Annotated in this window: 22 protein-coding genes (1 of these 22 running past the window's edge); 1 reads left to right on the top strand and 21 read right to left on the bottom strand. The window is 38.8% G+C overall.

The annotated features are described in order from the left end of the window. The 20 genes from ligA to ACWPWY_RS21255 all read right to left on the bottom strand — a co-directional run. On the bottom strand, positions 1-1,436 hold the 5' portion of the coding sequence (gene ligA, locus ACWPWY_RS21350) for an NAD-dependent DNA ligase LigA (RefSeq protein ID WP_454193592.1). The gene continues 577 nt to the left of window position 1, outside the view; only the first 1,436 of its 2,013 coding nucleotides appear in the window; it begins with the start codon at positions 1,434-1,436; the stop codon falls past the left edge of the window. 177 nt (positions 1,437-1,613) lie between these two features. After that, a complete protein-coding gene (gene pcrA / locus ACWPWY_RS21345) occupies positions 1,614-3,944 on the bottom strand; it encodes a DNA helicase PcrA (protein ID WP_454193591.1) in 2,331 nt (776 codons plus the stop codon). A gap of 320 nt (positions 3,945-4,264) precedes the next feature. Continuing rightward, entirely contained in the window at positions 4,265-4,948 is a 684-nt protein-coding gene (locus ACWPWY_RS21340) for a heptaprenylglyceryl phosphate synthase (RefSeq protein WP_454193914.1), read from the bottom strand. 394 nt (positions 4,949-5,342) lie between these two features. Then, complete coding sequence (locus tag ACWPWY_RS21335; RefSeq protein ID WP_454193590.1) at positions 5,343-6,743, bottom strand: undecaprenyl-phosphate glucose phosphotransferase; 1,401 nt, start codon at positions 6,741-6,743, stop codon at positions 5,343-5,345. After that, positions 6,740-7,663, bottom strand: coding sequence for a glycosyltransferase family 2 protein (locus ACWPWY_RS21330; protein WP_454193589.1), 924 nt, complete (start codon positions 7,661-7,663; stop codon positions 6,740-6,742). The genes ACWPWY_RS21335 and ACWPWY_RS21330 overlap by 4 nt, the downstream gene beginning before the upstream one ends. A gap of 99 nt (positions 7,664-7,762) precedes the next feature. After that, positions 7,763-8,698: a glycosyltransferase family 2 protein gene (locus tag ACWPWY_RS21325; RefSeq protein WP_454193588.1), complete on the bottom strand. Its 936-nt coding sequence runs from the start codon at positions 8,696-8,698 to the stop codon at positions 7,763-7,765. A gap of 95 nt (positions 8,699-8,793) precedes the next feature. Further along, on the bottom strand, positions 8,794-9,651 hold the full coding sequence (gene rfbD / locus ACWPWY_RS21320; RefSeq protein WP_454193587.1) for a dTDP-4-dehydrorhamnose reductase: 858 nt from the start codon (positions 9,649-9,651) through the stop codon (positions 8,794-8,796). Positions 9,652-9,686: 35 nt separating this feature from the next. After that, positions 9,687-10,667: a dTDP-glucose 4,6-dehydratase gene (rfbB, locus tag ACWPWY_RS21315; protein ID WP_454193586.1), complete on the bottom strand. Its 981-nt coding sequence runs from the start codon at positions 10,665-10,667 to the stop codon at positions 9,687-9,689. 15 nt (positions 10,668-10,682) lie between these two features. After that, positions 10,683-11,231, bottom strand: coding sequence for a dTDP-4-dehydrorhamnose 3,5-epimerase (gene rfbC, locus ACWPWY_RS21310; RefSeq protein ID WP_454193585.1), 549 nt, complete (start codon positions 11,229-11,231; stop codon positions 10,683-10,685). Positions 11,232-11,242: 11 nt separating this feature from the next. Then, positions 11,243-11,986: a sugar phosphate nucleotidyltransferase gene (locus tag ACWPWY_RS21305; RefSeq protein WP_454193584.1), complete on the bottom strand. Its 744-nt coding sequence runs from the start codon at positions 11,984-11,986 to the stop codon at positions 11,243-11,245. A gap of 10 nt (positions 11,987-11,996) precedes the next feature. Beyond that, positions 11,997-12,911, bottom strand: a complete 915-nt coding sequence (locus ACWPWY_RS21300) for an NAD-dependent epimerase/dehydratase family protein (protein ID WP_454193583.1) — start codon at positions 12,909-12,911, stop codon at positions 11,997-11,999. Then, positions 12,899-14,140 carry a rhamnosyltransferase WsaF family glycosyltransferase gene (locus ACWPWY_RS21295; protein WP_454193582.1) on the bottom strand — a complete coding sequence of 414 codons (1,242 nt, stop codon included), beginning with the start codon at positions 14,138-14,140 and terminating at the stop codon, positions 12,899-12,901. The genes ACWPWY_RS21300 and ACWPWY_RS21295 overlap by 13 nt, the downstream gene beginning before the upstream one ends. 286 nt (positions 14,141-14,426) lie before the next feature. Then, complete coding sequence (locus ACWPWY_RS21290) at positions 14,427-15,143, bottom strand: glycosyltransferase family 2 protein (RefSeq protein WP_454193581.1); 717 nt, start codon at positions 15,141-15,143, stop codon at positions 14,427-14,429. A gap of 139 nt (positions 15,144-15,282) precedes the next feature. Beyond that, positions 15,283-15,495 (bottom strand): hypothetical protein, encoded by a 213-nt coding sequence (locus ACWPWY_RS21285; RefSeq protein ID WP_454193580.1) that lies wholly within the window; start codon positions 15,493-15,495, stop codon positions 15,283-15,285. Positions 15,496-15,521: 26 nt separating this feature from the next. After that, positions 15,522-15,851, bottom strand: coding sequence for a hypothetical protein (locus ACWPWY_RS21280; protein WP_454193579.1), 330 nt, complete (start codon positions 15,849-15,851; stop codon positions 15,522-15,524). Continuing rightward, complete coding sequence (locus ACWPWY_RS21275; protein WP_454193578.1) at positions 15,808-16,383, bottom strand: polysaccharide pyruvyl transferase family protein; 576 nt, start codon at positions 16,381-16,383, stop codon at positions 15,808-15,810. The genes ACWPWY_RS21280 and ACWPWY_RS21275 overlap by 44 nt, the downstream gene beginning before the upstream one ends. A 47-nt stretch (positions 16,384-16,430) precedes the next feature. Next, positions 16,431-16,673, bottom strand: coding sequence for a hypothetical protein (locus ACWPWY_RS21270; protein WP_454193577.1), 243 nt, complete (start codon positions 16,671-16,673; stop codon positions 16,431-16,433). A gap of 121 nt (positions 16,674-16,794) precedes the next feature. Continuing rightward, positions 16,795-17,181 (bottom strand): Wzt carbohydrate-binding domain-containing protein, encoded by a 387-nt coding sequence (locus ACWPWY_RS21265; protein WP_454193576.1) that lies wholly within the window; start codon positions 17,179-17,181, stop codon positions 16,795-16,797. Positions 17,182-17,183: 2 nt separating this feature from the next. Beyond that, positions 17,184-17,786: an ABC transporter ATP-binding protein gene (locus ACWPWY_RS21260; protein ID WP_454193575.1), complete on the bottom strand. Its 603-nt coding sequence runs from the start codon at positions 17,784-17,786 to the stop codon at positions 17,184-17,186. Between the two features lie 153 nt (positions 17,787-17,939). Then, the gene (locus ACWPWY_RS21255) at positions 17,940-18,740 is read right to left on the bottom strand and encodes an ABC transporter permease (protein WP_454193574.1); all 801 of its coding nucleotides are present in this window, start codon (positions 18,738-18,740) and stop codon (positions 17,940-17,942) included. A gap of 115 nt (positions 18,741-18,855) precedes the next feature. On the opposite strand from ACWPWY_RS21255, the gene ACWPWY_RS21250 reads away from it, so the two are divergent. After that, positions 18,856-21,324: an O-antigen ligase family protein gene (locus tag ACWPWY_RS21250; protein WP_454193573.1), complete on the top strand. Its 2,469-nt coding sequence runs from the start codon at positions 18,856-18,858 to the stop codon at positions 21,322-21,324. 158 nt (positions 21,325-21,482) lie between these two features. Here ACWPWY_RS21250 and ACWPWY_RS21245 read toward each other — a convergent pair whose 3' ends face one another. Further along, the gene (locus ACWPWY_RS21245; protein WP_454193572.1) at positions 21,483-23,996 is read right to left on the bottom strand and encodes a DUF3656 domain-containing U32 family peptidase; all 2,514 of its coding nucleotides are present in this window, start codon (positions 23,994-23,996) and stop codon (positions 21,483-21,485) included. Between the last annotated feature and the right edge of the window lie 249 nt (positions 23,997-24,245).

Below are 24,245 nucleotides of genomic sequence, written 5' to 3'. Positions count from 1 at the left end.
TCTTCATAAGTCAGAGAGTATAGGTCTGCTGGTTCTTTTAGTCCCACCTCGTCATACAGTTGAATGGCCGTTTTATCACTAAACGTCTCAATATCCATTGCATCCCGTGAAGCAAAATGGGAGATACGCGCCACAATCTGCGGCTTGCAGTTTGATTTGTTATTACAAAATAGATGTGCTCCCCGCTCTTCAAGCGGATAACCGCAAGCTGGACAATCGACAGGGAACACGATCTCTTCACCGTCTGCTTCCTCAGTGACTTTTCCAAGAATCTCAGGAATGACATCATTCGATCTGCGAATAAAGACACGCGTGCCAAGTGCATACTTCAGGTTCTTCCGTTCAATATCGCCTACATTGTTAAGTGTACAGTTCGAAACAGTTACCCCTGCGAGTTCAACAGGTTCAACGCGCGCAAGCGGGGTAACTTTTCCCGTTCGACCGACATTCCAGCTTACAGCATTCAGGACTGTTGTGGTCTCTTCCGCCTCAAATTTATACGCAACTGCCCATCTAGGGAACTTATCCGTATAACCTAACACTTCACGCATCCGCATATTCGTCAGCTTAATGACAGCTCCGTCAATTAGATAATCCAGCTTATCTCGGTTTTCCTGAATTTCCGCTAGACGCTCCATTACATCATCAAATTCAGTGAAATAGCTGATATATGGATTCACTTTGAAATGATTATCTCTAAGAAATTGCATCATCTCTTCGTGGCTGGAGAAACGGATCTCATCCGAGTATCCAACATTATAGAAGAAGGCGTTTAGTTTGCGTTCTGAAGTCACTTTAGGATTAAGATTGCGCAGAGCACCTGCTGCTGCATTTCGGGCATTTTTGAGCGGTTCAGCTGCTGTTTCGTTATATTTACTCAGCACGGATAAGTTCATAATACCTTCGCCCTGAACTTCTATCGTGCCGTCTGAATACGGAATGGTTAGTGGAACGGATTTGATCGTCTTAACCTGCGCTAAGATTCCTTCTCCCGTCACACCGTTCCCACGTGTAGAAGCCTGAACTAACTTACCGTCCGTATAGGTGAGGTTAAGTGTAAGTCCATCAAATTTGAGTTCGATCGCATATTCTGGAGTCGGGAGCGGGTTCTCTGGATTTTTCGTATTATAGTCCTGTACCAGACGCTGTACTCTACCGTTCCAGTTTCGCAGCTGTTCTATATTCTGAGCTTTATCTAAACTCCACAAAGGAGATAGGTGCTTATGGGATTTGAATCCTTTGAGGATCTCCCCGCCCACACGCTGAGTCGGCGAATCAGGGAGAATGATTCCCCCTTCTTGTTCGAGAGCAACAAGCTCATCATAAAGCACATCATATTCTTTATCGCTGATTAGCGGATTGTCGAGTGTATAGTAGTGATAGTTATAGTGATTCAGCTCTTTTACGAGCTCTTCTAAACGATGCATCGGATCCATGCAGGGCAATCCCTCCGTGAATTAATATGTAAGGCCTGCCAGCAAAAATGAAACAAAGCATTCACGCCGGCTAAGGCCTTTTTTCAAATAAATCGTGTATGAATATATGTTTACCTTACCTGTACTACATGATTACAGCGCAATTAACTGATTAACATGTTGAAAACGCGTCTATTATCAAGACTCGACTTTCGTAATAGGTGCAAATCCCGCGAGCAAACGTTTGAGTCCAACCGGTGCAGGGAATGCAATCTGAAGCTCCGTGTCATTGCCCGTACCTTTAATAGAGACGATTGTCCCTGTTCCCCACTTCCCATGCTGTACTTTATCACCTGCAGCAAAATCCTTGGATGTTCCTGCAGCAGATGCCTGAGAACCTCCTGAACCCGTTGTAACTGTTACACGTGAAGCAGCAGAAGCGGTTGATCCGCCAAGACTGAGGTCTTTACGCGCACCGCCCCCAAAGTTACTTCCTGTTCCCGTGCTGCTAAACCCTCTGCCGCTGTAGGAACCACCTGTATTATTCCCAGTTCCGCGGCGATAGCGATCACGCGCGATTTTAGTATCCTCTTTGAGTTCTTCCGGAATTTCATCAAGGAAGCGGGAAGGGGGGTTGGCTGTCGTACGTCCAAATAAAGTACGCATTCGAGCACAGGACAAGAATAACTGCTGTTCTGCACGTGTAATCCCTACGTAAGCCAGACGGCGTTCTTCCTCTAATTCCTCTTCGTCCATAAAGGCTCTGCTATGCGGGAATACCCCTTCTTCCATACCGATGACAAATACAACAGGGAATTCAAGACCTTTCGCACTATGCATCGTCATCAGAATAACCGCATCTGTCTGTTCCTCTTCATCATCATTCATGCTGTCAATATCCGCAATAAGGGCAAGGTCTGTCAGGAAGGAAACAAGGGACTTGTCCTCATTATTTTTCTCGAATTCCATCGTTACAGACAGGAACTCATCAATATTTTCGAGACGCGCTTTGGATTCAAGTGTATTCTCGTTCTGGAACTCAAGACGATACTGACTCATCTCGAGAATTTTCTCCGTAAGTTCGGTAACCGAAAGATATTCAACCATCTGGTGCAAGGCAGCAATCATATCATAGAATTCTACTAACGCATTACGGGTACGCCCTGCAAAACCAAGATCATCTACAATTTCGAGCACACGGAATATAGATATTCCCCGCTCCCCTGCTGCTGTTGCCAGCTTCGCTACCGTCGTATCCCCAATACCTCTCTTCGGCACATTAATAATCCGCGTCAAACTGATATCATCATCCGGATTAGAGAGAAGTTTAAGGTATCCAAGAATATCCTTAATTTCTTTTCGATCATAGAACTTGATGCCGCCGACAATTTGGTATGGAATATCGGACTTAATGAGAATTTCCTCTATTACCCGGGACTGAGCGTTAGTACGATATAAAATGGCATGAGCTTGATAGGATTTCCCATTCTTCACGTTTTTACTGATCTCGGAAGCTACAAAATAACCTTCATCATGTTCGGAATCGGCACGATAGACTTTAATCTTCTCGCCGCCTGTTTTGTCGGTCCAAAGTTTCTTCGGTTTACGGCCAGTATTCAGATTAATCACGGCATTCGCTGCATCAAGAATATTGGAAGTGGAACGGTAGTTCTGTTCCAGCATGATCGTGCGAGCTTCCGGATAATCTTTTTCAAAGTTCAGAATATTCGTGATATCTGCTCCCCGCCAGCGGTAAATCGACTGGTCACTATCCCCTACAACGCAAATTCGGTGATGCTTGTCCGCCAGCATACGGGTGAGCATATACTGCGCACGGTTCGTATCCTGGTATTCATCCACGTGGATGTACTGGAATTTCTTCTGATAAAAGTCAAGAACCTCGGGTACTTCTTTAAAAAGCTGAATCGTTGTCATGATCAAATCGTCGAAATCTAGTGAATTGTTCGCTCTAAGACGTTGTTGGTACTTGGTGTATACTTTCGCCACAATACCTTCAAAATAATCACCAATCTTTGCTTCATATTCTGCCGGTGTAATTAGTTCGTTCTTCGCAGCACTCATTGCAGACTGAACGGCTTTTGGTTCGAATTTCTTGGTATCGATATTTAGATCTTTCATACAGTTACGAATAACTGACAATTGATCCGATGAGTCCAAAATACTGAAATTTGACGTGAAACCGATGCGCTCAATATCTTTGCGCAAGATTCGCACACACATGGAGTGGAATGTGGAAACCCAGATATCCCGTCCTTGAGATCCGCCAACGAGCCTCGAAACACGCTCCTGCATTTCACGTGCTGCTTTATTCGTAAACGTAATCGCTAAAATGCTCCAAGGTGCTACCTTCTTGGTGGATACAAGATAAGCAATCCGGTGGGTAAGCACCCGGGTCTTACCACTTCCTGCTCCGGCCATAATCAGCAGCGGCCCTTCGGTAGTCACTACAGCTTCTCGCTGCGGGGGGTTAAGGCGCGAAATCGCGTCTTGTATGTCAATGGATTGCATAAATGCAAGCCCCTTTCTTCTATTAATATGGTGTTGATGTAGGAATAACATGCTGGCCAAAAGAAATGACCCACCGACGTTCATGGTTATGCACCGGCTATGACTAAAATAGCCGTGAAATCAGTGAAGTCAAATGGGCAAGATCGACTGGCCTAAAGACCATGTTTGTTTAGTTCAATAAAGATGATAGATCAAAGATATCATTATGGCTTTATTTTCGGTGGAAGATCAAAATCAGTTCCTGAGTTATTCATTGTACCCTTAGCTAGCATTCGGACTCAACATGTAAAGTCTAGACAAATATACTCATTATTCCGGATCTATTCGGACTTTACCGCTGATACGGTAGAAAGTGCGGCTTTCAGATCACTGTATAAAATATTTCCGACGATGATCGTATCTGAAACCTCAGCTGCTTCTCTCGCTGTCTTCGTATCACAAATCCCGCCACCATAAAATAACTGTGCATTAGATATGGATTGGCGAGCCTCTTTCACGATGGCCATATCACCAAATGTACCGCTGTACTCTACGTAAACAATGGGCAGATTCATCAGTTTGTCCGCAACCTGCGCATAAGCTGTAACACTGCTCTCTTCCAGATCCGTGTTCGCTTCTGTCAACTTCGCTACAGTCGAGTCTGGATTCAGAACAATGTATCCTTCGGGAACCAGCAGTTCCCACGGAATCATATATCCGTACTCTTCAATTGCAGCCTGATGAAGCCCTGTAATCCAGCGTGAATGATCTGTGTTCAGTACCATGGGAATCATATAAAGGTCGAAGCCTGGTACCACCGCGGTTAAATCTGACACTTCTTGCACACAAGGCAGCTCATACCGTCGTACACGGGATAGTAAATCGACCGTATTCTCATAGGTAATACCCGATGAACCGCCGACCATAATCGCATCTGTCCCAGACATACATACGGCTTCGAGAGTATCATCCGTCATCTCCCGGTCCGGGTCCAGCTTGAAAATATGTTTCCAATCCTTGATCATTTCCTTCAACAGTTCATTCCTCCATGCTGCATGTTTATACTTAAGATTAGGTGAGTAAATCTAAGATTTAAATCATACGAAAAACCTCTACTGCTAAGTCTAAGTCAGGGGGAAGTGGGTGTCAATTTATGTTCGCATTTTAGGGGAACAAAAGTTAATTGTTGGAGATGTGCAGACGACGTGAATGTAGTTTGAATTAGATCAGTATGTCATCAAGAGGACGATAATTAGGATATTGGTTAAATGGAACATAGAAATCATCATAAGAAAACCCGCTGAAAGAACCTAGTACATTCAATCCTTGTACAGAGTATCTAAAAGCGGGCTTATTTTTGCTCATACATTCCCTTGGTAAGCTACAGAAGATAGGCAGCGAGTGAGGAAATCGTACCTATTAATAAGCGTTTTTGAAACCATTACGAATCGTTTTTAAAATTATTTTAATATCGAATAATAAAGACCAATTTTCAATATAGAAAATATCCTGCTCAATCCGATCTTCAATTGAAGTATCTCCTCGAAGCCCTTGGCTTTGAGCAAGCCCCGTTATACCCGGTCTGACGTGGTGCTTGATCATGTACTTTGGAATCTCTTCTTTGAACTGGTTTACAAAATGCGGACGTTCCGGGCGCGGTCCAACCACACTCATGTGGCCAAAGAGTACATTAAAAAATTGCGGCAATTCATCAAGACTCGTTGCTCTAAGAAAAGAGCCAAACTTTGTTCGTCTTGGATCGTTTTTTGTTGTCCATCCATTGTCTACCGTACCTTCCGGCAATATTTTCATTGAGCGGAATTTGTACATATAGAAAGTTCGCCTGTTTAGGCCCACCCGTTCTTGTTTGAAAATAACCGGACCTGCAGAGGTTAACCTAACCCCTATCATAATGACAAGCATTATTGGCGAAGTAATAAGGATTGCAAATAGAGAAAACACAATGTCAAACATCCGTTTAGCAAAACGATTAACAGAAAGATCAAGCGGGATATCCCGTACATTAATAAGCGGCATCCCTGCAAAATAATCAAACATCGGTCTTGCTGGTAAGTAGTCAAAAAAGTCGGGGATTATAAGCGTACGAACTCCGGCCTTTTCACATGTGTTAATGATCTGAGGATACTTGTCATGGGCATCCAGCGGAAGAGCAAGAACGACCTCATCAATCATCTCTTTTGCAAGGATAGATTCTAGGTCATCCATAACGCCCATAATGGGTTTATACTGCTTCGCTTCCTCATCATCCCATTTACGATAATCATCTAAAAAACCAATTACTTCATATCCCATATCAGCATGTTGCTGTAAATTGTTGTAGAACCTTTTACCTAACGAACCCGCCCCAAGAACAAGAACAAACTGCCGGTTATATCCTTTCTCTCGTAAAGATTTCAGTAACCTTTTTAGCGCGTAACGATAGGTTAATGTGAAAATAATATTTGCCGCCATATAAATGGCTAAGTATGAACGCGAAATGTTAACTTCTTTGAAAAAGAACATCAAGCTTAAAAGTATAAACATACTCACCGTGTGGATCTCGATGATTTTCCAAAAGTCATCCGCAAACCGTTTCTTACGTTTCGGTGCATATATGGAGAAAAGAAAACCTGTTACAATAGCGAGCAAACCGTAAATCAAACTCCACAATGTATATGTCTCTAAAGGAAGCGGGTTCTCATAAGGAATCCAACCACTCTCGAATTTTAACCACCATGCGAGTAAAAACGATAATTGGATGATCAGAAAATCAACACATACATAAAGTTGTGTCAGGATTTGCTGATTTCTGCGAATCATGATTTCACCTCGCTTGAAGATTCTTTTGTTAGGTTCGTACTAGGGTGTGATGCTGCCCGATTAGCTGGAAGCATGTTTTTTATCAGAGACAGGGTTAACTTTAAACAAATTCCTGCGTAGACAGCTGTGTTCGTAAAAAAATTATATTGCTTATGGTAATGCTTGCGGTGAAAGACCCACATTGCTCGGTGAAATTCATAAATAATTTTGCGTGGTCTGCGTTTAGCGCTTCCGCCTTTGTAGTGAACAATATATGTATAAGGGTAATAGTAAATGCCCCATCCTGCTTGCTTGATTCGGTAACACCAGTCGATGTCTTCGCCGTACATAAAGAACGTTTCGTCAAGTCCACCAATCTCCTGAATCACTTCTGATCTGAGCAGCATAAATGCTCCTACCAGACAATCAACAGGATACGACTCATCGGGATCAAGGTGTCCCAGTTGATATTGGTTAAATCTTGGATTTTTCGGGAAAAGCTTCGAAATACCAAATGCATAATAGAACGATGCCGAAGGCGTTGGAAATCCCCTCTTGCAAGCCTTGTCTAAGGAACCGTCGGGTAAAATCACCTTGCAACCAGATGCGCCTGTCTCAGGATGCTCATCCATATATCGAAGCATCGTTTGAAAGGTATCTGGCTGTACAATGGTATCCGAATTAAGAAGCAAGATATAGCGACCGGATGCGATCTGCATTCCTTGATTATTCGCTTTTGCGAACCCTGTGTTACTGAGGTTGCGTATGATTTTCACATTAGGAAACTGCTGTTCTACGGCTTCTACGGTTGCGTCGGATGAATGATTATCTACTAAAATGATTTCATAGCTATAGGTGGTGCTAGAAGCATAGACGGATGCGATACAATCTAGTGTCAGCTGCTTCGTATTATAATTGACGATGATAATGCTAAGATCCATATGAAAACTCCTGACAAAATATACTAATCTATTCGACAATTATATCATAATCTAATTTGATAGTTCCCAAAATATCCTTACTTTTACTTTATTGTTTGGCTACACCTTTCCTAAAATAAAAAGCAACTTAAAAACGACATTATCTATTTTTGATTGTCTATATAATTTCGTGTCCATAATATAAAGGAAACGCATAGCTATATTTTTATGATTACTTCTTAATAAACGCTCAATCTCTGCTTTTTGTTGCTTATTTAATTGTTCATTAAATACTTTTAGAAACTCTTGTGCTTGATTTGAGAGGATATAGTGATTATCTCCTTTCAAAAAACGTTTCACTCGACTTATCCATTTGATAAAGAATGATTCAGAAGCTCCTCCTAGCACGTTGCTCTGATGCTGCCGATAGAGAATTCCAGGATTCGTATCGAATACGACTTTTCCCAATGCAGATATTGTTAGATACATCCACCAATCATGCATAATCATATTGTCCATTATTGCTGGCGGATTCTGTTTAATCATCTTCATAGCTTCCCGGTTAAGTACAATCGTACAACCCACACAAGTATTTTCGATTAATGAATTATATAACGATAATTCATTTCTTGGTTGGGTAGGCCAAACTTTGGTGGGTTCTAGTTGCTCATTCACCATTTGAGTTGAAGAGCAGTACATTCCTAGTTCATTTTCAATTTCTTGCAGCTTATGTACAGCGTTAGATAACTTATTACTTAGCCAGACATCATCCTGATCACAAAAGGCATAATAATCATACGCGCTAGACGTCATAGAAAGTAGCTCATAAAAACTTCGTTTCACACCAATGTTTGATCCTACAGTAACGGAAACCTTTTTAGGGTACTCCTTAGCATACTTGTGTAGAATGAATACCGTATTGTCCCTGGAACCATCGTCACGGATCAAAATATGTATGCTTACATTTTCCTGAGCCAACAAACTATCAAGCTGTTCTTCTAAATACTTTTCTCCGTTATATGTAGATAATAATATCTGTATATTTGGATTACTCACCTTCCCACCTCCAGTATTAACTATACACAAAATCTTACAATCTTAAAGAAAAACAACCCCTTAGAATAACAAGAGGTTGTTAAATTAATCTATTTTTATTGATTTAGCATAAACTCTCGCAATGCGTCTTTCCAGTGAGGAAAATCAGATAAACCGTTCGTTCTGATAGACACATGATCCATCACAGAGTTAGTAGGTCTATGTGCGGGTCTAGGAAACTGATCGGTCCCACATGGTACCAGCTTCGCCGTAACTTTTAGAGCTAGAGTTTCTTTGGCTTCTTTAAGAATAGCCTGAGTAAACTCATACCACGTACACTCTCCTGTACCAGAAGCATGATAGATTCCATAGCTTTCTGTATCTACAAGTTCAAGAAGAAACTTAGCAAGATGTACCGTATAGGTGGGAGATCCTTTTTGATCATTAACAACTTGAAGCTCAGGTTTCTCCTGACCTAACCGTAGCATAGTTTTCACAAAATTATTTCCGTGTGCCCCGTAGACCCAGGACGTACGTACAATAAAGTAACGTGAGCTTAACGTCTGCGTAAGAATTTCACCTGCACGCTTAGACTGTCCATACACACTCTGCGGATCAGTATTATCGTATTCTCTATAGGCAGTAGTAGATGTTCCATCAAAAACATAGTCAGTACTTATATATACGAGTTTAGCTCCTACTTTTTCAGCTGCAATAGCAATGTTTCTAGTCCCTGTTGCATTAATAAGATAAGCACCATCCACATCTGTCTCTGCAGCATCTACAGCGGTATAGGCGGCACAATGAATAATGGCATCAGGATGAAAAGTTTCAATGACTTGGTTACACTGTGCTTGATCTGTAATATTTAACTTGTTTCGATCACAACCTAAAACTTCATGTCCACTACTGTGAAATAGTTCAACCACGTCTGTACCAAGCTGCCCACCAGCTCCTGTAACCAATACTTTCATATTCGCCCTCCAATTACTTTCATTGATTGTTCATCCTACTGCTGATACTCACCTGATTGAATTCGAGCATACCATTCTTTATTAGATAAGTACCAAGCTATTGTTTCTTTTATACCCGTTTCAAACTGGTGCTTCGGCTTCCATCCGAGTTCTGCTGTGATCTTCGTAGGATCAATCCCATAACGTCGATCATGTCCAAGACGGTCTTCGACAAAAGTCATTAGAGACTCTGGTTTATTCAGTTCTTTCAATATCGTTTTCACAATATGAATGTTCGTACGTTCGTTATTACCGCCAATATTGTACACTTCCCCGACCTTACCTTGGTGGATGACAAGATCAATTGCACTACAATGGTCTTCCACATAAAGCCAATCCCTAATATTTAGTCCATCTCCATAAATCGGAAGTGTCTGATCATCAAGCGCTTTAGAAATAATAAGCGGGATGAGCTTCTCTGGGAACTGATAAGGGCCGTAGTTATTTGAGCAACGTGTAATATTTGCAGGAAGACAAAACGTTTCATAATAGGCACGAACTAACAAATCTCCTCCTGCTTTGCTTGCAGAATACGGACTATTCGGTTGTAATGGCGTTTCTTCCGTAAATAATCCTGTCTCTCCAAGAGATCCGTAAACTTCGTCCGTAGAAACCTGTACATATTTCGTTACTCCGTACTTTTTAGCGGCATCGAGAAGAACTTGCGTCCCTAAAACATTCGTTTTTACAAACACTTCTGGATTTAAAATGCTTCGATCTACATGAGACTCAGCAGCAAAGTTAACAACAATATCAACACCTTGCTGAAAAATATGATCTACTGCAGCAGCATCAGCGATATCTGCCTTCACGAATGTATAATTGTTGTTGTTCTCGATAGATTTTAGATTATCTAAATTACCAGCATAAGTAAGTGAATCCATATTTATTATGTGGTAATTCGGATAATTCTTCAACATGTATATAACAAAATTGCTACCAATAAAACCGGCTCCGCCAGTAACTAAAACTTTCATTTTTGGATAAACCCCCTACTCAATATTAATTTCCGCATCCTTAAGTAGAGGATGACGCTTGTCTTTATCTGATAAAATCGGGTTTGTTGTTGGCCAGTCAATACCCAAAGATGGATCACTCCATATTATACCTCGATCATTCTCAGGCGAATAGTATTCGTCCACCTTATAGAGTACCTGAGTGTTCGGGACTAACGTACAGAAACCATGTGCGAAGCCTTTGGGTACAAGCAATTGGTGCTTGTTATCTTCGCTTAAAATAACCCCAACCCACTGCCCAAATGTAGGCGAGTTTTTACGAATGTCTACGATGACATCATATATAGCTCCACTAAGAACGCGTACAAGTTTCGTCTGTGCTTTGGGGTTGAGTTGGTAGTGTAATCCACGCAGTACTCCTGTCTCTGCTGATAAAGAGTGATTGTCTTGGATAAAAATGTGATGAATACCGTTATGCTTAAAAGCTTGTTCATTATAGCTTTCCATGAAAAATCCCCGATTGTCTCCATGGACAACCGGTTTTATTATAGTGGCTCCATCTAGTTTAAGTTCTGTAACTTTCATTATTTCACCTCCTATAACTTCAATTTTCCGAATTCCTCACTAAAAACGATATCCTTAGCCAATTCATTTGCTCTGGACAAGGAAGAATGAGTCCCTGCATCGGTCCACCAGCCATAAAGTACATCAAAAGATAACTCGCCTAGATCGATATAAGCGTTATTAACATCTGTAATCTCAAGTTCGCCTCTTGTTGAGGGCTTTAAAGTTTTAACAATATTAAAAACACGATGATCAAACATATATATGCCGGTTACTGCATAATTGCTTTTCGGATTCTTTGGCTTTTCTTCGATTGATACTATCTGCTGTCCATGCAGCTCTGCTACACCAAATCTGTGTGGATCTTGAACCTCTTGGATGAGGAGCTTTGCCCCTTCTTTTTGTTCTCTAAAATTAGACACGAATGGTGAAATATCATCTTCAAATACGTTATCCCCTAAGATAACTACCATTTGATCTTTCCCAACAAAGTTTTCAGCTAGATCAAGCGCTTGGGCAATTCCTCCAGCCTCATCCTGAACTTTATATGTAAAATTAACTCCCATTTCTTTTCCGCTTCCAAGGAGATTGACCACATCGCCCATGTGATCTTTACCAGTAACGATGAGGATATCAATGATGTCTGCTTGTTTTAGTTTGTATACTGAGTGAAAAATCATAGGATATTTACCGACAGGTAAAAGATGTTTATTGGTTACTTTCGTTAAGGGGTATAAACGGGAGCCAGTCCCCCCTGCTAGGATAATACCTTTCATAATGGCCTCCTTAAGTTCTAGTGGTGGTAATCTTAACAATCATTTCCACACCATCTTTTATAGTTATTGAAGGGGTAAACCCTGTTCTCTCTTTTAATTTTGAAATATTAAATTGATTCTCCATAATAACTTTGCTTATTGATCTTTTATAAGTAACCTTTAATTTTTTTCCAGTACTGATTTCAACAACATTCATCACTTCCCTTAGTGTTGTGCCTACTCCACTAGCAACATTTAGAATTTCATTATTAATTTGTGTTGCAGCTAAAAAAGTAGCTCGTAAAAAATCACTGATATAAATAAAATCTCTTATTGCTGTTGGTTCTCCCCAAAATAAAAATTCATTATCATTAAGTGCTTTGTTTATTAAAACTGGAATAATTCCTTGATTTTTCAAAGGATTTTGCAATCCTCCGTATGGATTAGATATACGTAGTATTAGAAAATTAAAACCTTCGTTTTCTATAGCTTTAACTCTAATTAAATTCTCAAAAAAGACTTTCTGTGCACCATATATGTTAGTAGGATTCAATGCATCAAACTCGCTGGATAGAGACGTTGAATCTCCATAAACTGTTCCTGCAGAAGATAAAAAAACAAATTTGGCAATTTCTTTATTCAAGCAGAGATCTAACAATTCGACGAAAGGAAGAAATGTGTTAGTTATATCCTTTTTTATATCTTGGAAGACATTGGTGGCATTTAAGGTTCCTATTGCATAAAAGACAATATCTCCTTTACTAATAATATCAACTAAAGTTTGAGGAAGGATAATATTAGCTTCAATAAAGCTAATACTATCTTTTAATAGTTCAGTATAAAAACAATGACGGCCTACAACATTTACATCATATCCTTGTTCGTAAAAATAGTTAGCTATATTCACACCTAAATAGCCACTTCCCAAAACTATTATTTTCCCCATTTTCCCTCCAGTATTTCTTCTATATAATTTCCAACCTTTATAGCTTCATTTCCCCAAGAAGAGCTCTCCAAAAATACAGCGCTATATTTTTGGTCCAACTTAGCTTCTTTATTTATGATCAAATCTAATGTCGATACCATCATCGATATATCATCATCTACATAGAAAAACAAACGATGATCCGGATCTAACCAATCATTATGCGATCCCTTATTCATCACAACTGGGCATCCTGATGCTAACAATTCAAGTGGAAGTAAAGAAAGATTAGTAAACGACAAAATCAAAGCTACATCGCATTGGCTATATAAATCAGCCAATTCTTCTACTTTTACCACTCCTGCGTTAAAATGCTTAAATGGTATATCATAGTCTGATACATCCCAACCTGCCATGACAACCTCAATTTCTGGATGCAATTTACAAAATTCATTCAGTACTACTAATCCAAGTTCGAACCCTCTTCTATCTGTTGGTGGACGTGAATAAAAAAACACCCTCTTAACATTTTGATCGCGTCTAACTTTCTGTTGATATAAACCTTTCTCATAAGAAAAGCTAAAGCTATTGCAAAACATTCCATACTCAACAGATAATTTTTCTTTAAGCCAATCTCCTGCAGTAATACCCTTGAAACCGAACTTATAAGTTTGTTCTGCGAAGGAATAATTACTACCTTTAGCGTAGAAATATGGTTCGAAATCTTGCACAAAATATGCTTTATCTACACATCTATTAAATGATCTTACGTAATATGCTGTTTGCCATGATGTAGCTATAGCAAGGTCACACTCTCTCTCAATTAATGAATTTGGGTTATTTAACACTATTGCATCTGCTTTAATTTGAAAGAAATGCTCTCGAATGATAGAACTAACGTCTTCATTCGAGCCCCACTGTGAGGGTCCACAAATATATATAATTGATTCCATTCCTAATTCCTCAAGAAGCTTTATCATCCTAAATATATTTAAATGTCCACCAGATCCTATTCCAAAATCAGGTATAAACCAAGCTAATCTAATTCCATTTCTAGCTGCATAATTTAGAATTGGCTCATTATTTTCTAATAAGAGATAGTTATATAAATTGAACACATCTTTTTTCATAGTAAAATTATTATTTTTGTATTTAACTTTGTTTATAATAAATTTTGTTCCTTTAACAGGGCCTTGTGATTGCAGAACTCTTATCGATTTTTTAAGATTGTAAAAAAACAATTTATACATACTCATCCCTCATCATGTTCTATTAATAATTTTATACTCCCTAGAAAAAATATTATTAATAAAGGTGTATTTGTGCCCTCTCACTCCTAAATAACTAGCAATATATCTGACTGTATTTTTCTTAAAAGAGTACCTTGTCCAATAGATTTTTTCTTTCCTTGTCAAACCCCCACAAGTTTGAAGATACTTTACATCGTTAACGAAGTGTTTAAAAATATGGAGTGGGATCAGTAGTACGTTTTTCACAGGAATGAAACCATATATTTTATACAATCCCTTGTATTCATCATAATACCGATTGAATTCTTCGCCAAAAAGTATAATTGTGTGAATGATACACAACTGCATCTGGGGCATAGGCTTTTTTTAACCCCTTTTCAATAATTCCTTTTGCCCATAATTGGTCTTCTGCAAAATCAACATCAGGATAAGGATCTGATTTCCATATACTTCTTCTCATTGCCGATGAATTATCGGAATAGAAACATAACAAATGACGGTATCCTTCTTCAACTTTGTATCGTTCTTTATCAATCATTTCATATATAGTTAATTGATCACCAAAATTATTAAAATGAGTGTTAATATTATGTTTCTCAAAAATATCACAATCATCGTATGGAATATGCTTTCCAAAAACACCTACAACCTTTTCATCTAGCTTAAAACAATCTGTTAAATTCCTAAGCCAGTGCTCATCATAAGGTAATGCATCTTGAGTTATAAATACAAATATATCACCATGGCTTATTGAAGCTCCAAGATTCCTAGTTTTGCCATGACCAAATTCATTTGGGTGTATCATTTTCAACACTATATTTTTGTGCTCTTTTTGAATCTTATTTATAAAACTTAAAGTATCATCTGTTGAACCGGAATCAACTAACACAACTTCAAAGGGTCTTTCTGTTTCTTGATCTAGTACTTTAAGCAATACCTTTTTAAATATTTCTCCTCCATTTTTTATAGGGATAATTACTGAGATATAAGGTTTATCTATCATGATTTATTCCCTCTATGCTTTATTTTATTTGAAACATATGAAGTGAAGTTGCCCATTACTTCATTATATTGTTTCTCTATTGATACAAGCCGGTCTAATTCACCAACCATTTTTCTTTCATTTTCGTATAAAAGCTGTATTAAATCATTGGATTTTTTGAGATTAGATTCAGCTGAATTAACCCTCTTCCATAGTTCAGCAATTCTATCCTTTTGGTTAGCAAATTTTCCTCAGCTAAATTAACCCTCTTCCAAAGTTCACCATTTTCGTCAGTTAGAGATTTAACTCGGTATTCATTAGTATTGACTCTCTCCCAAAGATGAGATATTTCAATTTCTTTCTTTGTTTTCACTGAATGAATACTCTTATAAATAATATCTACTTCCTGAGAAAAATCTTTTTTTCTTTATTTAAGTCAGTGTCAAATATCGATTTATTCACAAATTTAGTAATTTGATTAATAAGCTCTTTCAGTTTATTATCCTTCTCTTGACTAGAATGATTATTGAAATAATTAACAATTTCATTTTTTCTATCATAAAGACTTTCAAGGTTATTAAAGCAGTGTTGCCGTGATTCAATGAGATCAAAAAAACCTCTCAATTTATTGGAATATCCTCCTGAAAAAGTGATATGAGGAATATTATAGCTGTATGAAATAATGTTACCATGAAGACTTGATCCAATAAATCCGGCGGAATTTGCCAAGACCGCAACTTTCGATTATAGTCATTCCTACTATACTATCTCTGTTAATAAATATGAGATCCTTCACTAAGGGTTTTAACTTGGTATAAAGTTCATTATCTCCTAAACATTCACCAATAGATAACATAACGATTGGTATTTTAAGATTTGTAGAAAGTCCATTTAAAAACTCTGATAGACTAACTAACTCTTCATCTCTAATAACATTTTCATTTGCTTGAAAAATCATATAAGAGTTTTCCTGTATAGAAAGTGTATCTCTAATCTTACGAAAGCTATGAGTCAACCTCTCCTTTGAGAAATATCTAGAGATACTGAGAATAATATCTGGAACAATAACGTTATCAATTCCATTTTCATTTAAAATATTAGCCGACCTCATATCTCTTACTGAAATCATATTAAATCTTTTAAAGGAATTCTTAATGAATTTCCCGAATGATTCATCAAAAGTGAAAGGTACTCCAACACCCAATGTATATAAATTACTTGTGTTTGTTTCCATTGGAGAAGCACTAGTAGTAAAGCTCAAATCAGTTGCCCCATAAATTTTATTTATTGACCAATCATCCGAACGTATTAAGTCCCCCCTATAAAAACAGAGTCATATTCCTTTCCACTGAATTTCGCGAGGTCAGTTACGCTCAGTTGGTCTTCGTAAAAAATGGCCTCTTTAGAATGATTAGGACTGAAACAAGTAAGAGAGATTTCCTCATTATTTAGATCACTCACTTCGTTCAATATCTCATTTAAAACAATCGGAAATAATAAATCACCTAAATTATCAATATTAAAAGTTCCTACTTGGGCTATTTTTTTCATCACTTTTCACCTTTTACTTTTACTATTTCTATTTCAGAGTTCAAATCAAACATTCCAATTATTGTTCTCTCAGATTTAACAATTAGTTTATATAAATCATATCTTCGATCTAAAGGGCGACTTACTCCCTCATGATAATCTGACAAACCAAAAGATAATACATATTCATCTGGAGCAAGAACCATTTTTTGCGTAAATGTACCTCTACTATCTGCCCTTTTGAAGCAGAACCTATGTTTTTATTCATATAGTGCGTATTACCACTATACATTTCTAAACCCTTTTTGTTCTTAATATAAAACCCTAATACTGGATTTTTACAATCCTCATAGAATAAAATTTTTATTCTTATTTTAAAATCATCTAATGTATAAACTATCCAATTACTTTCTTTATTCATTTCATCAATGCAAAGCACTTCAATTATTTCTGCTGACAAATCACCGTATCTATATTCTTCAGGATTATCACTGTTACTGGTAATATCTTCGTTATTATCTTTTTTCACCTTTATAAAGTTTTCATTTCCCTCACTGTACAACCTAACATAATCATTAATAATAATTCGAGGCTCTCCTTCTGAGAAAATCTCCCCTTCGTTAAGCAAAAACGGCGGTCACACAAGGTGCTAATACTAGTCACATCATGACTAACAAACAATATAGTGACCCCTTCAGATTTCATCTTTTTTATTCTTTCAAAACATTTCTGTTGGAAAAATACATCCCCTACAGAAAGCGCCTCATCAATAATTAATATCTCTGGCTCAACGTTAATAGCTACTGCGAAAGCCAGCCTAGCAAACATTCCACTTGAATAATTCTTCACTGGTTGGAAAATGAAATCACCAATATCCGCAAATTCAAGTATGTCCTGCATCCTTTCTTCCATTTCTTCAGAGGTACGCCCCATTAATAAACCATTTAATTTTATATTTTCTATTCCTGTATATTCAGGATTAAAACCTGCACCTAATTCAAGTAATGCGACCACTTTTCCACGTATTACAACTTCGCCAGAAGAAGGGGTTAGAACCCCAGTTATGATCTTTAAAAGAGTGGATTTCCCAGACCCATTCTTCCCTAAGATCCCTAATGTCTCCCCTTTTTTCACAGTAAAGTCAATACCTTTAAGAGCATAAAAGTCTTCGTGATATTTTTTTCTGATAATACTAACAGCTTCCTTTAATCTATCTGTGTTCTTTTTATATAATCTATACTTTAGAAATATCAGTAATTATTATCATGTCACCCATTTTCAGTCTCCTTATAAAACATCAGCAAAATGAGGTTTTAATCTTTTGAATATTAATGCTCCAAAAATAAACAAACATAGAGTTACAAACCAAAAATAACTTGTCATACTCGGGTATTGCCAAAACCAACTTCTAAAAATCAAACTATGTCTGTACCCTTCTACAAGATAAAACATAGGATTCAATTTCATTATGAATGCATACTTATCTGGTATCATATCTAAAGACCAGAATATAGGTGTGATCCAAAATCCAAACTGAAGAATCATTGATATTATTTGCCCTACATCTTTCAGAAAGATCACTAATGCTGATGTTATCCAAGATAAACTCAATAAAAAAATAATCATCGCAAACATATAATATATAATTTGAAGATTATAAATGTTTGGTTGATATCCATACATAGAGAACATTACCATGAGAATGACCATTAAAGTTACATGAATTATTAATGGAGATATTATCTTCACTAAAGGAAGTAAGCTTACTTTAAACTGAACATTCTTAATCAAGTAAACATTACTTGTTATAGAATTAGTTGCATTCATAAGTGCTTCAGAAAAAAAGAACCACGGCAACATTCCAGACATTAACCAAAGGATGTATGGGTATTCTTCGATAGGTACAGCTCGAAATCCAATTTGAAATAAAAACCAGAATATGAGTATAGTAACTGCTGGCTGAATAAAAGCCCATATTACACCGAGGTAAGAACCCAGATATTTATCTCTCAAATCTTTTAAAGCTAATTTAACTACTAATCTACGATTATTCCTGAAACTCTTTATAAATTTATCGATATTTTCCATTAACATTCATATCCTCCTAAGACTCTTCAACATAGTGCTATTTTCTATAACTATCTCCTATTACTTAATTTATGCTAAAATAATGTCGTATCTACTAGAAAAGGAGAATTCTACCTTGTCAAATCCTGTATACGGTAATGCTACCAAATCATCTAACAGTAGTAAGCCGAAGAATCAAAGATCTATGCTTGAATGGCTCCTTGTTGGAGGCCTTGTCTTGTTCCTGATCTGGGCACCGTTCCAGATTGCTTTGTTTAACGGTCAGATGTTGAATTTTGAAACGCCACTCTATTGGGCTGTCCTTATCTCCACCCTGCTCATGTTCCTATGGATCGCGAACTATTACAAAGTGATTAAGCTAGAAACGCAGAGAGATTGGCTTCTTGTAGCTGTTTTACTACTACCTCTGACTTATGTACTTTCTCTTATCTCAGCAGCATCCGAATATCTAGCAATGAATATGATACTAATCCAGTGCATCTATACGGTGATTTTTGCCATTGCAGTGGTTATTCTCCAAAAGAAACAAATTAATCATATCATACATTTGGCAATTTTGGGGATTTCGTATGTTATTGTCGGATTTGGTCTAATGAACTGGCTGGGTGCATCGCATTTAGCTGCAAATTTAGTCGGATGGTTTACGGGTGCTGTCCAGAATGGAATATATGTAGATGCCGTTATGGTCGATTCCAACGGACCGCGGCTTACATCGGTATTTCAATACGCGAATACATATGCAGCTTTTCTGATGGCTCTGCTATTTGCATCCATCTTTAGTTTGGTGAAATCAAAGAAATGGATTGGCCAGTTAACTCACGGCTTCATGCTTGTGCCTATTATTATCTCGTTACTACTTACTTTATCGAGAACAGGCCTTGTCTTGTTGCCAGTTGTTTTTGTAGTACTTTTGCTCTTCTTAAAACCAGCAAAACAAATTTTGTGGATTATATATTGCCTTATAGCTGGAGGAGCTACGGTTGCCGTACTTAATCCAATTACGACAGCGGGTCTGAAGCTACACGAAGAATATTCTACCTCCGTTGCTTTAGACGGTTGGATGCGCCTTTTAGTTGCATCTATTATTACAGCGGTCCTTGCATGGGTCATCCAAAAGTATCTGGCACCTCGCCTGATAAATGGTGTGCAACAATGGACAAATCGAAAATATTCAAATTTATGGATTCCGGTAGGTTCTTCTGTAATTGCAGGAGTTGTTGGAGGTTTACTTCTAGGAACTGGACTAAAAAGTGTTTTGCCGCAAAGTATTCAAATTAGACTTGAGAACATTAACTTTAACCAGCATAGTGTGCTTGAACGCTTTACTTTTTATAAAGACGCAATGAAACTACTCGGTGATTATCCGATCATTGGTGCGGGCGGGGGAGCTTGGGCTTCGTTATATGAAACGTATCAGAACAACCCGTATACGAGCCGTCAAGCTCATAACTTTTTTATGCAATATCTTGTAGAAGTCGGTATTGTTGGTTTCCTCATTTTTATGAGTTTTATGATTTTTATTATTTATAAGTATGTCAAAGGATATATCTGGTCCTCGGAAGAGAATAGAGAATCACATTTTCTTTATTTCATTATTACCTTCTCCATTCTTACGCACAGCATGCTGGATTTTAATATGAGTTATGTTTTCATGGGTATTCTCGTATTCCTAGGTTTAGGCGGAATGGCTGCGGTTATGGATAACAAGCAAGTAAAGAAATTTCATTTTGCGGGTACTGGCTCGCGGTATGTGTACCTTGGTGTTGTAGGAGTCTTATCTATCATCGTGATGTTTACCTCGGTACGTTACTTGCAGTCTAGCTATGCTGCATTAGAAGCAAAACAAGTTGCACAGAGCAGCCAATCTTTTGAAGAAATTAAAGCAGCTTTGGATAAAGATTTATCTATACGTACAACACATTCTGATTCGTTACAACTTATGGCTGAAATTTACCAGCAAGTCTATACTCAAACTCAAGACGAACAATTTTATAACGAAGGCATGGCTTGGTTAGAACGAGGTCTTGCTGCAGAACCTTATAACAAAAATATACTGAAGCAACAGATCTCCCTCTACCAGGCTAAAGGAGAGAATGAGAAGGCTTTTGCCATTCAAAACGAGCGGGCTAAAAACTTTAACTGGGACATCACCTGGTATGAAACCCTGATTAGTCAAGCTCACGATTTGGGCTATCAGGCACTCGGGAATCAAGACAATGAGAAAAAAGAACAGTATTTCAAGGCAGGACTAACTGCATATGAACATGTACAACAAGGAATTGAACACTTAAAAACATTGCCTGAAGGACAGTTGCAGGGTCGAGCATTTGAGATCACACCTTCCATTGCCCTAAGTGCTGGTAAAATTGAATTTATACAGAATCAGCCTGAACAAGCTGCGGTTACACTGAAGCAAGGTCTTAAGGAAGATATGAATGATCTTACAAATCAAGAAATCGCTAGATGGTACCTCGCCTCCTTAAAAAAATCTGGCCAAACAGATGAAGAGACGATGAATCAACTCCTTACTGTTCAGCCAGAAGCAAAACAACAAGTGGATCAGTTAGCTAATGTAACTTTCTAAGGAAAGATACTTTGATCCTTATATCATCAAAAAAGGACGATCTATAGTCAGTAAATGACTATAGATCGTCCTTTTTTAGATTTCCTGTAGCAGATGGAGACTTCTCCTTACTTACATAAGGATAGCTCTCCTCTGTTTATTAGTAATAATTTATTTGTTTATTTCACCAACTGACCGCGTGTTACACCCAGCTGATTCGTTGCTTTAAGAGTCTTCCATACTTGTGTACCACTGATCTCTCCGCGCAGGGCACGGTTGTACAGATCGATTACTTCGCGTACTTGCTCTGGAGTTTCTTCCAGGAACTCAACACGGTAGCGGGATACGCCCAGGTCCATGAAGTTAGTCAGGTATTCAGCACCCGACTGTTCAATTGCATTATAAACTGTGTTACGGCAGCCTTCATCAACACGTACCGGATGGGACATACCAATACGGTCTTGTAATGACACGCTGTGATCTTCACAAGGCCGACCACAGTTTGTATAGTCTGTTCCTTCACTAAGGAATGTGCAATATACGCAATGTTCCGTGTGGAACATTGGCAAATGCTGATGAATAACGACTTCCAATTTATCTGTCTGCGAACGTCCAAGCAGATCGACCATTTGCTGAATGTTCAGGTCATAAGATGGTGTAACATAAGCGCATCCTGAATCTACGAATAGCTCAACTGCTTTGTGGTTGGCAATGTTCAAAGAGAAATCACCAATCAGTTCCGGATGCTCTGCATCTGGATTTTCCATCCGATGACGGAGGTAGAAGTATAACGCACCTGTGTTACGAACTAGCACCGCATCAGGCTTCAGACGCAGGATATTGTTATGATACCCGTTCTCGCCTGGCATATGAATACGCGGTGTAGCGAGTGCGATTTTTTTGCCTGCTGCACGAACCATTTCAACTGCTGCAGGAAATTGCTTGATGAACTCGAAATCGGCATAAATCATACCAACTCCTGCTTCAATCGCTGCTTCCACTTGTGGAAGACTGCGGCAGAGTGCGGTAAGTTCAGCCTCGCCACGTTTTACAGGTGCAGCAGGCGTAGCCGCATCGCTATATACTTCCACTTCCCGTTTCACGTAGACAGGAGGTTTTGGACGTTCGCCAACGAGCATATCCACCGCACGGCGGCGAATACTGTTCAGCTCACGCATTGGAACGATAACGTCCCCGTGAAGCTGAACATCCAGTTTCTCCAGTTGGTACACGGTACCACCAAGACGTCCGAATTGCTCTTCGAGCAGCTCTGGGTTCAACGGACGTTTCTTAGCAATCTCTAGTTCCAGTTCGGAATTCACATGAACTGTCGTTCCTTTTTGTACATCGGTCCAAGTCGTTTCAAGTAGACCACCTGGGCGACCAACAACACTGACATGAACAGGGAAGACCCGGTAAGGTTTTTCCGTCTCATAGCTTTGACGCAGACGCTTGTCGAGTGCTGGATCGTTGGTTTTCCAGATCCGATCACCTTCATGCAAACGACGCAAATCTACATCATTGCGGCCAGGTACGATATCAATAATCCATCCTTCGCCAGCTTCGCCTTCGAGCTTAACACCTTGTCTACGGATGTCATATACACGACCGCCCTCTTCACGCTGTGTTGGATCTCCTGCATCAAATACAATTCCATCTCCGCGTTTCAGCGGAGCTTCAATCTTACATACAACCCCGTCACGCAAAATCTTCTCTACTCGTCCGAGATATACACCACGGCTTTTCGGGAAGGTACCGTCCACCAACTGTTTATTGTTCGTTCCTTCCAAGAAACCATGTGTAAATCCACGGGAGAAACTTTGCTGAAGTTCACGAATTTCTTCCTTGCTTACTGGATTTTGAATTCCATCAAAATATCCATCAATGGCTTTACGGTATTTGCTGACTACGTTCGCCACATACTCAGGCGTTTTGAGACGTCCTTCGATTTTAAACGAAGTCACCCCTGCTTCAATCAGCTCAGGCATAATATCAATTGCAGCAAGGTCTTTAGGAGATAGCAGATAAGCTACGTCCCCCATCGGTTTTTGCTCTCCATCCACCATCAGATCATAAGGAAGACGGCAAGCCTGCGCACATTCTCCACGGTTTGCGGAACGTCCGCCCCACATTTCAGAAGTCAAACATTGACCTGAGTAGGAGACACAGAGCGCACCATGTACGAATACTTCCATCGGCAAACGCGCTTGTTCCCCAATTTTCTGAATTTGCTTTAAGTTGTTTTCCCGTCCAAGTACGACACGTTCTATATCAAAAGGTTTCGTGAATTCTACCGCTTCTGGCGAAGTAATTGTCATCTGTGTTGACCCGTGAATCGGGAAATCCGGAGAAATCTCGCGAATCAATTTTACAAGGCCAAGATCCTGAACGATAACCGCATCTACCCCTGCATCTACACAAGCGTCCACTAGTTCCTTCGCATCACGAAGTTCATTCTCAAATACCAATATATTAAATGTCAAAAATCCTTTTACGCCGTAGCTGTGCAAATACGCCATAATTTCAGGCAGCTCATCCATACGGAAGTTATTCGCTCTTGCCCGGGCATTAAATTTCTCGACACCAAAAAATATAGCATCCGCGCCATTCGCAACAGCCGAACGCATACAATCCCAATCACCGGCAGGAGCAAGCAGCTCCACATCTTCTCTTCTTAATGCTTTAATATCCATATATCCTCCTAAACCCGCTTGTCTCACGGGTTGCAATATAAAACCGAAACCTTGTATTCGTCCTTACTTCATACGATTAGTGTAGCCAATCTATGAAACAACTATAATAGTGTATCAAATCCACTCTCTTTCCTCTACCACTTCCTGAAAAAACCGTTAAATAAAATAACTTTTAAAGTCTTACATGGTGCGCATAAAAAAGCAGTAAGCAGATTTCTCCGCCTACTGCTCACGCTTACGAACTCACAG

The sequence above is a fragment of the Paenibacillus sp. Marseille-Q7038 genome (genome assembly GCF_965111595.1).
The sequence above is the reverse complement of the archived record's forward strand: the minus strand, read 5'-3'. Positions and strand labels throughout refer to the sequence as shown.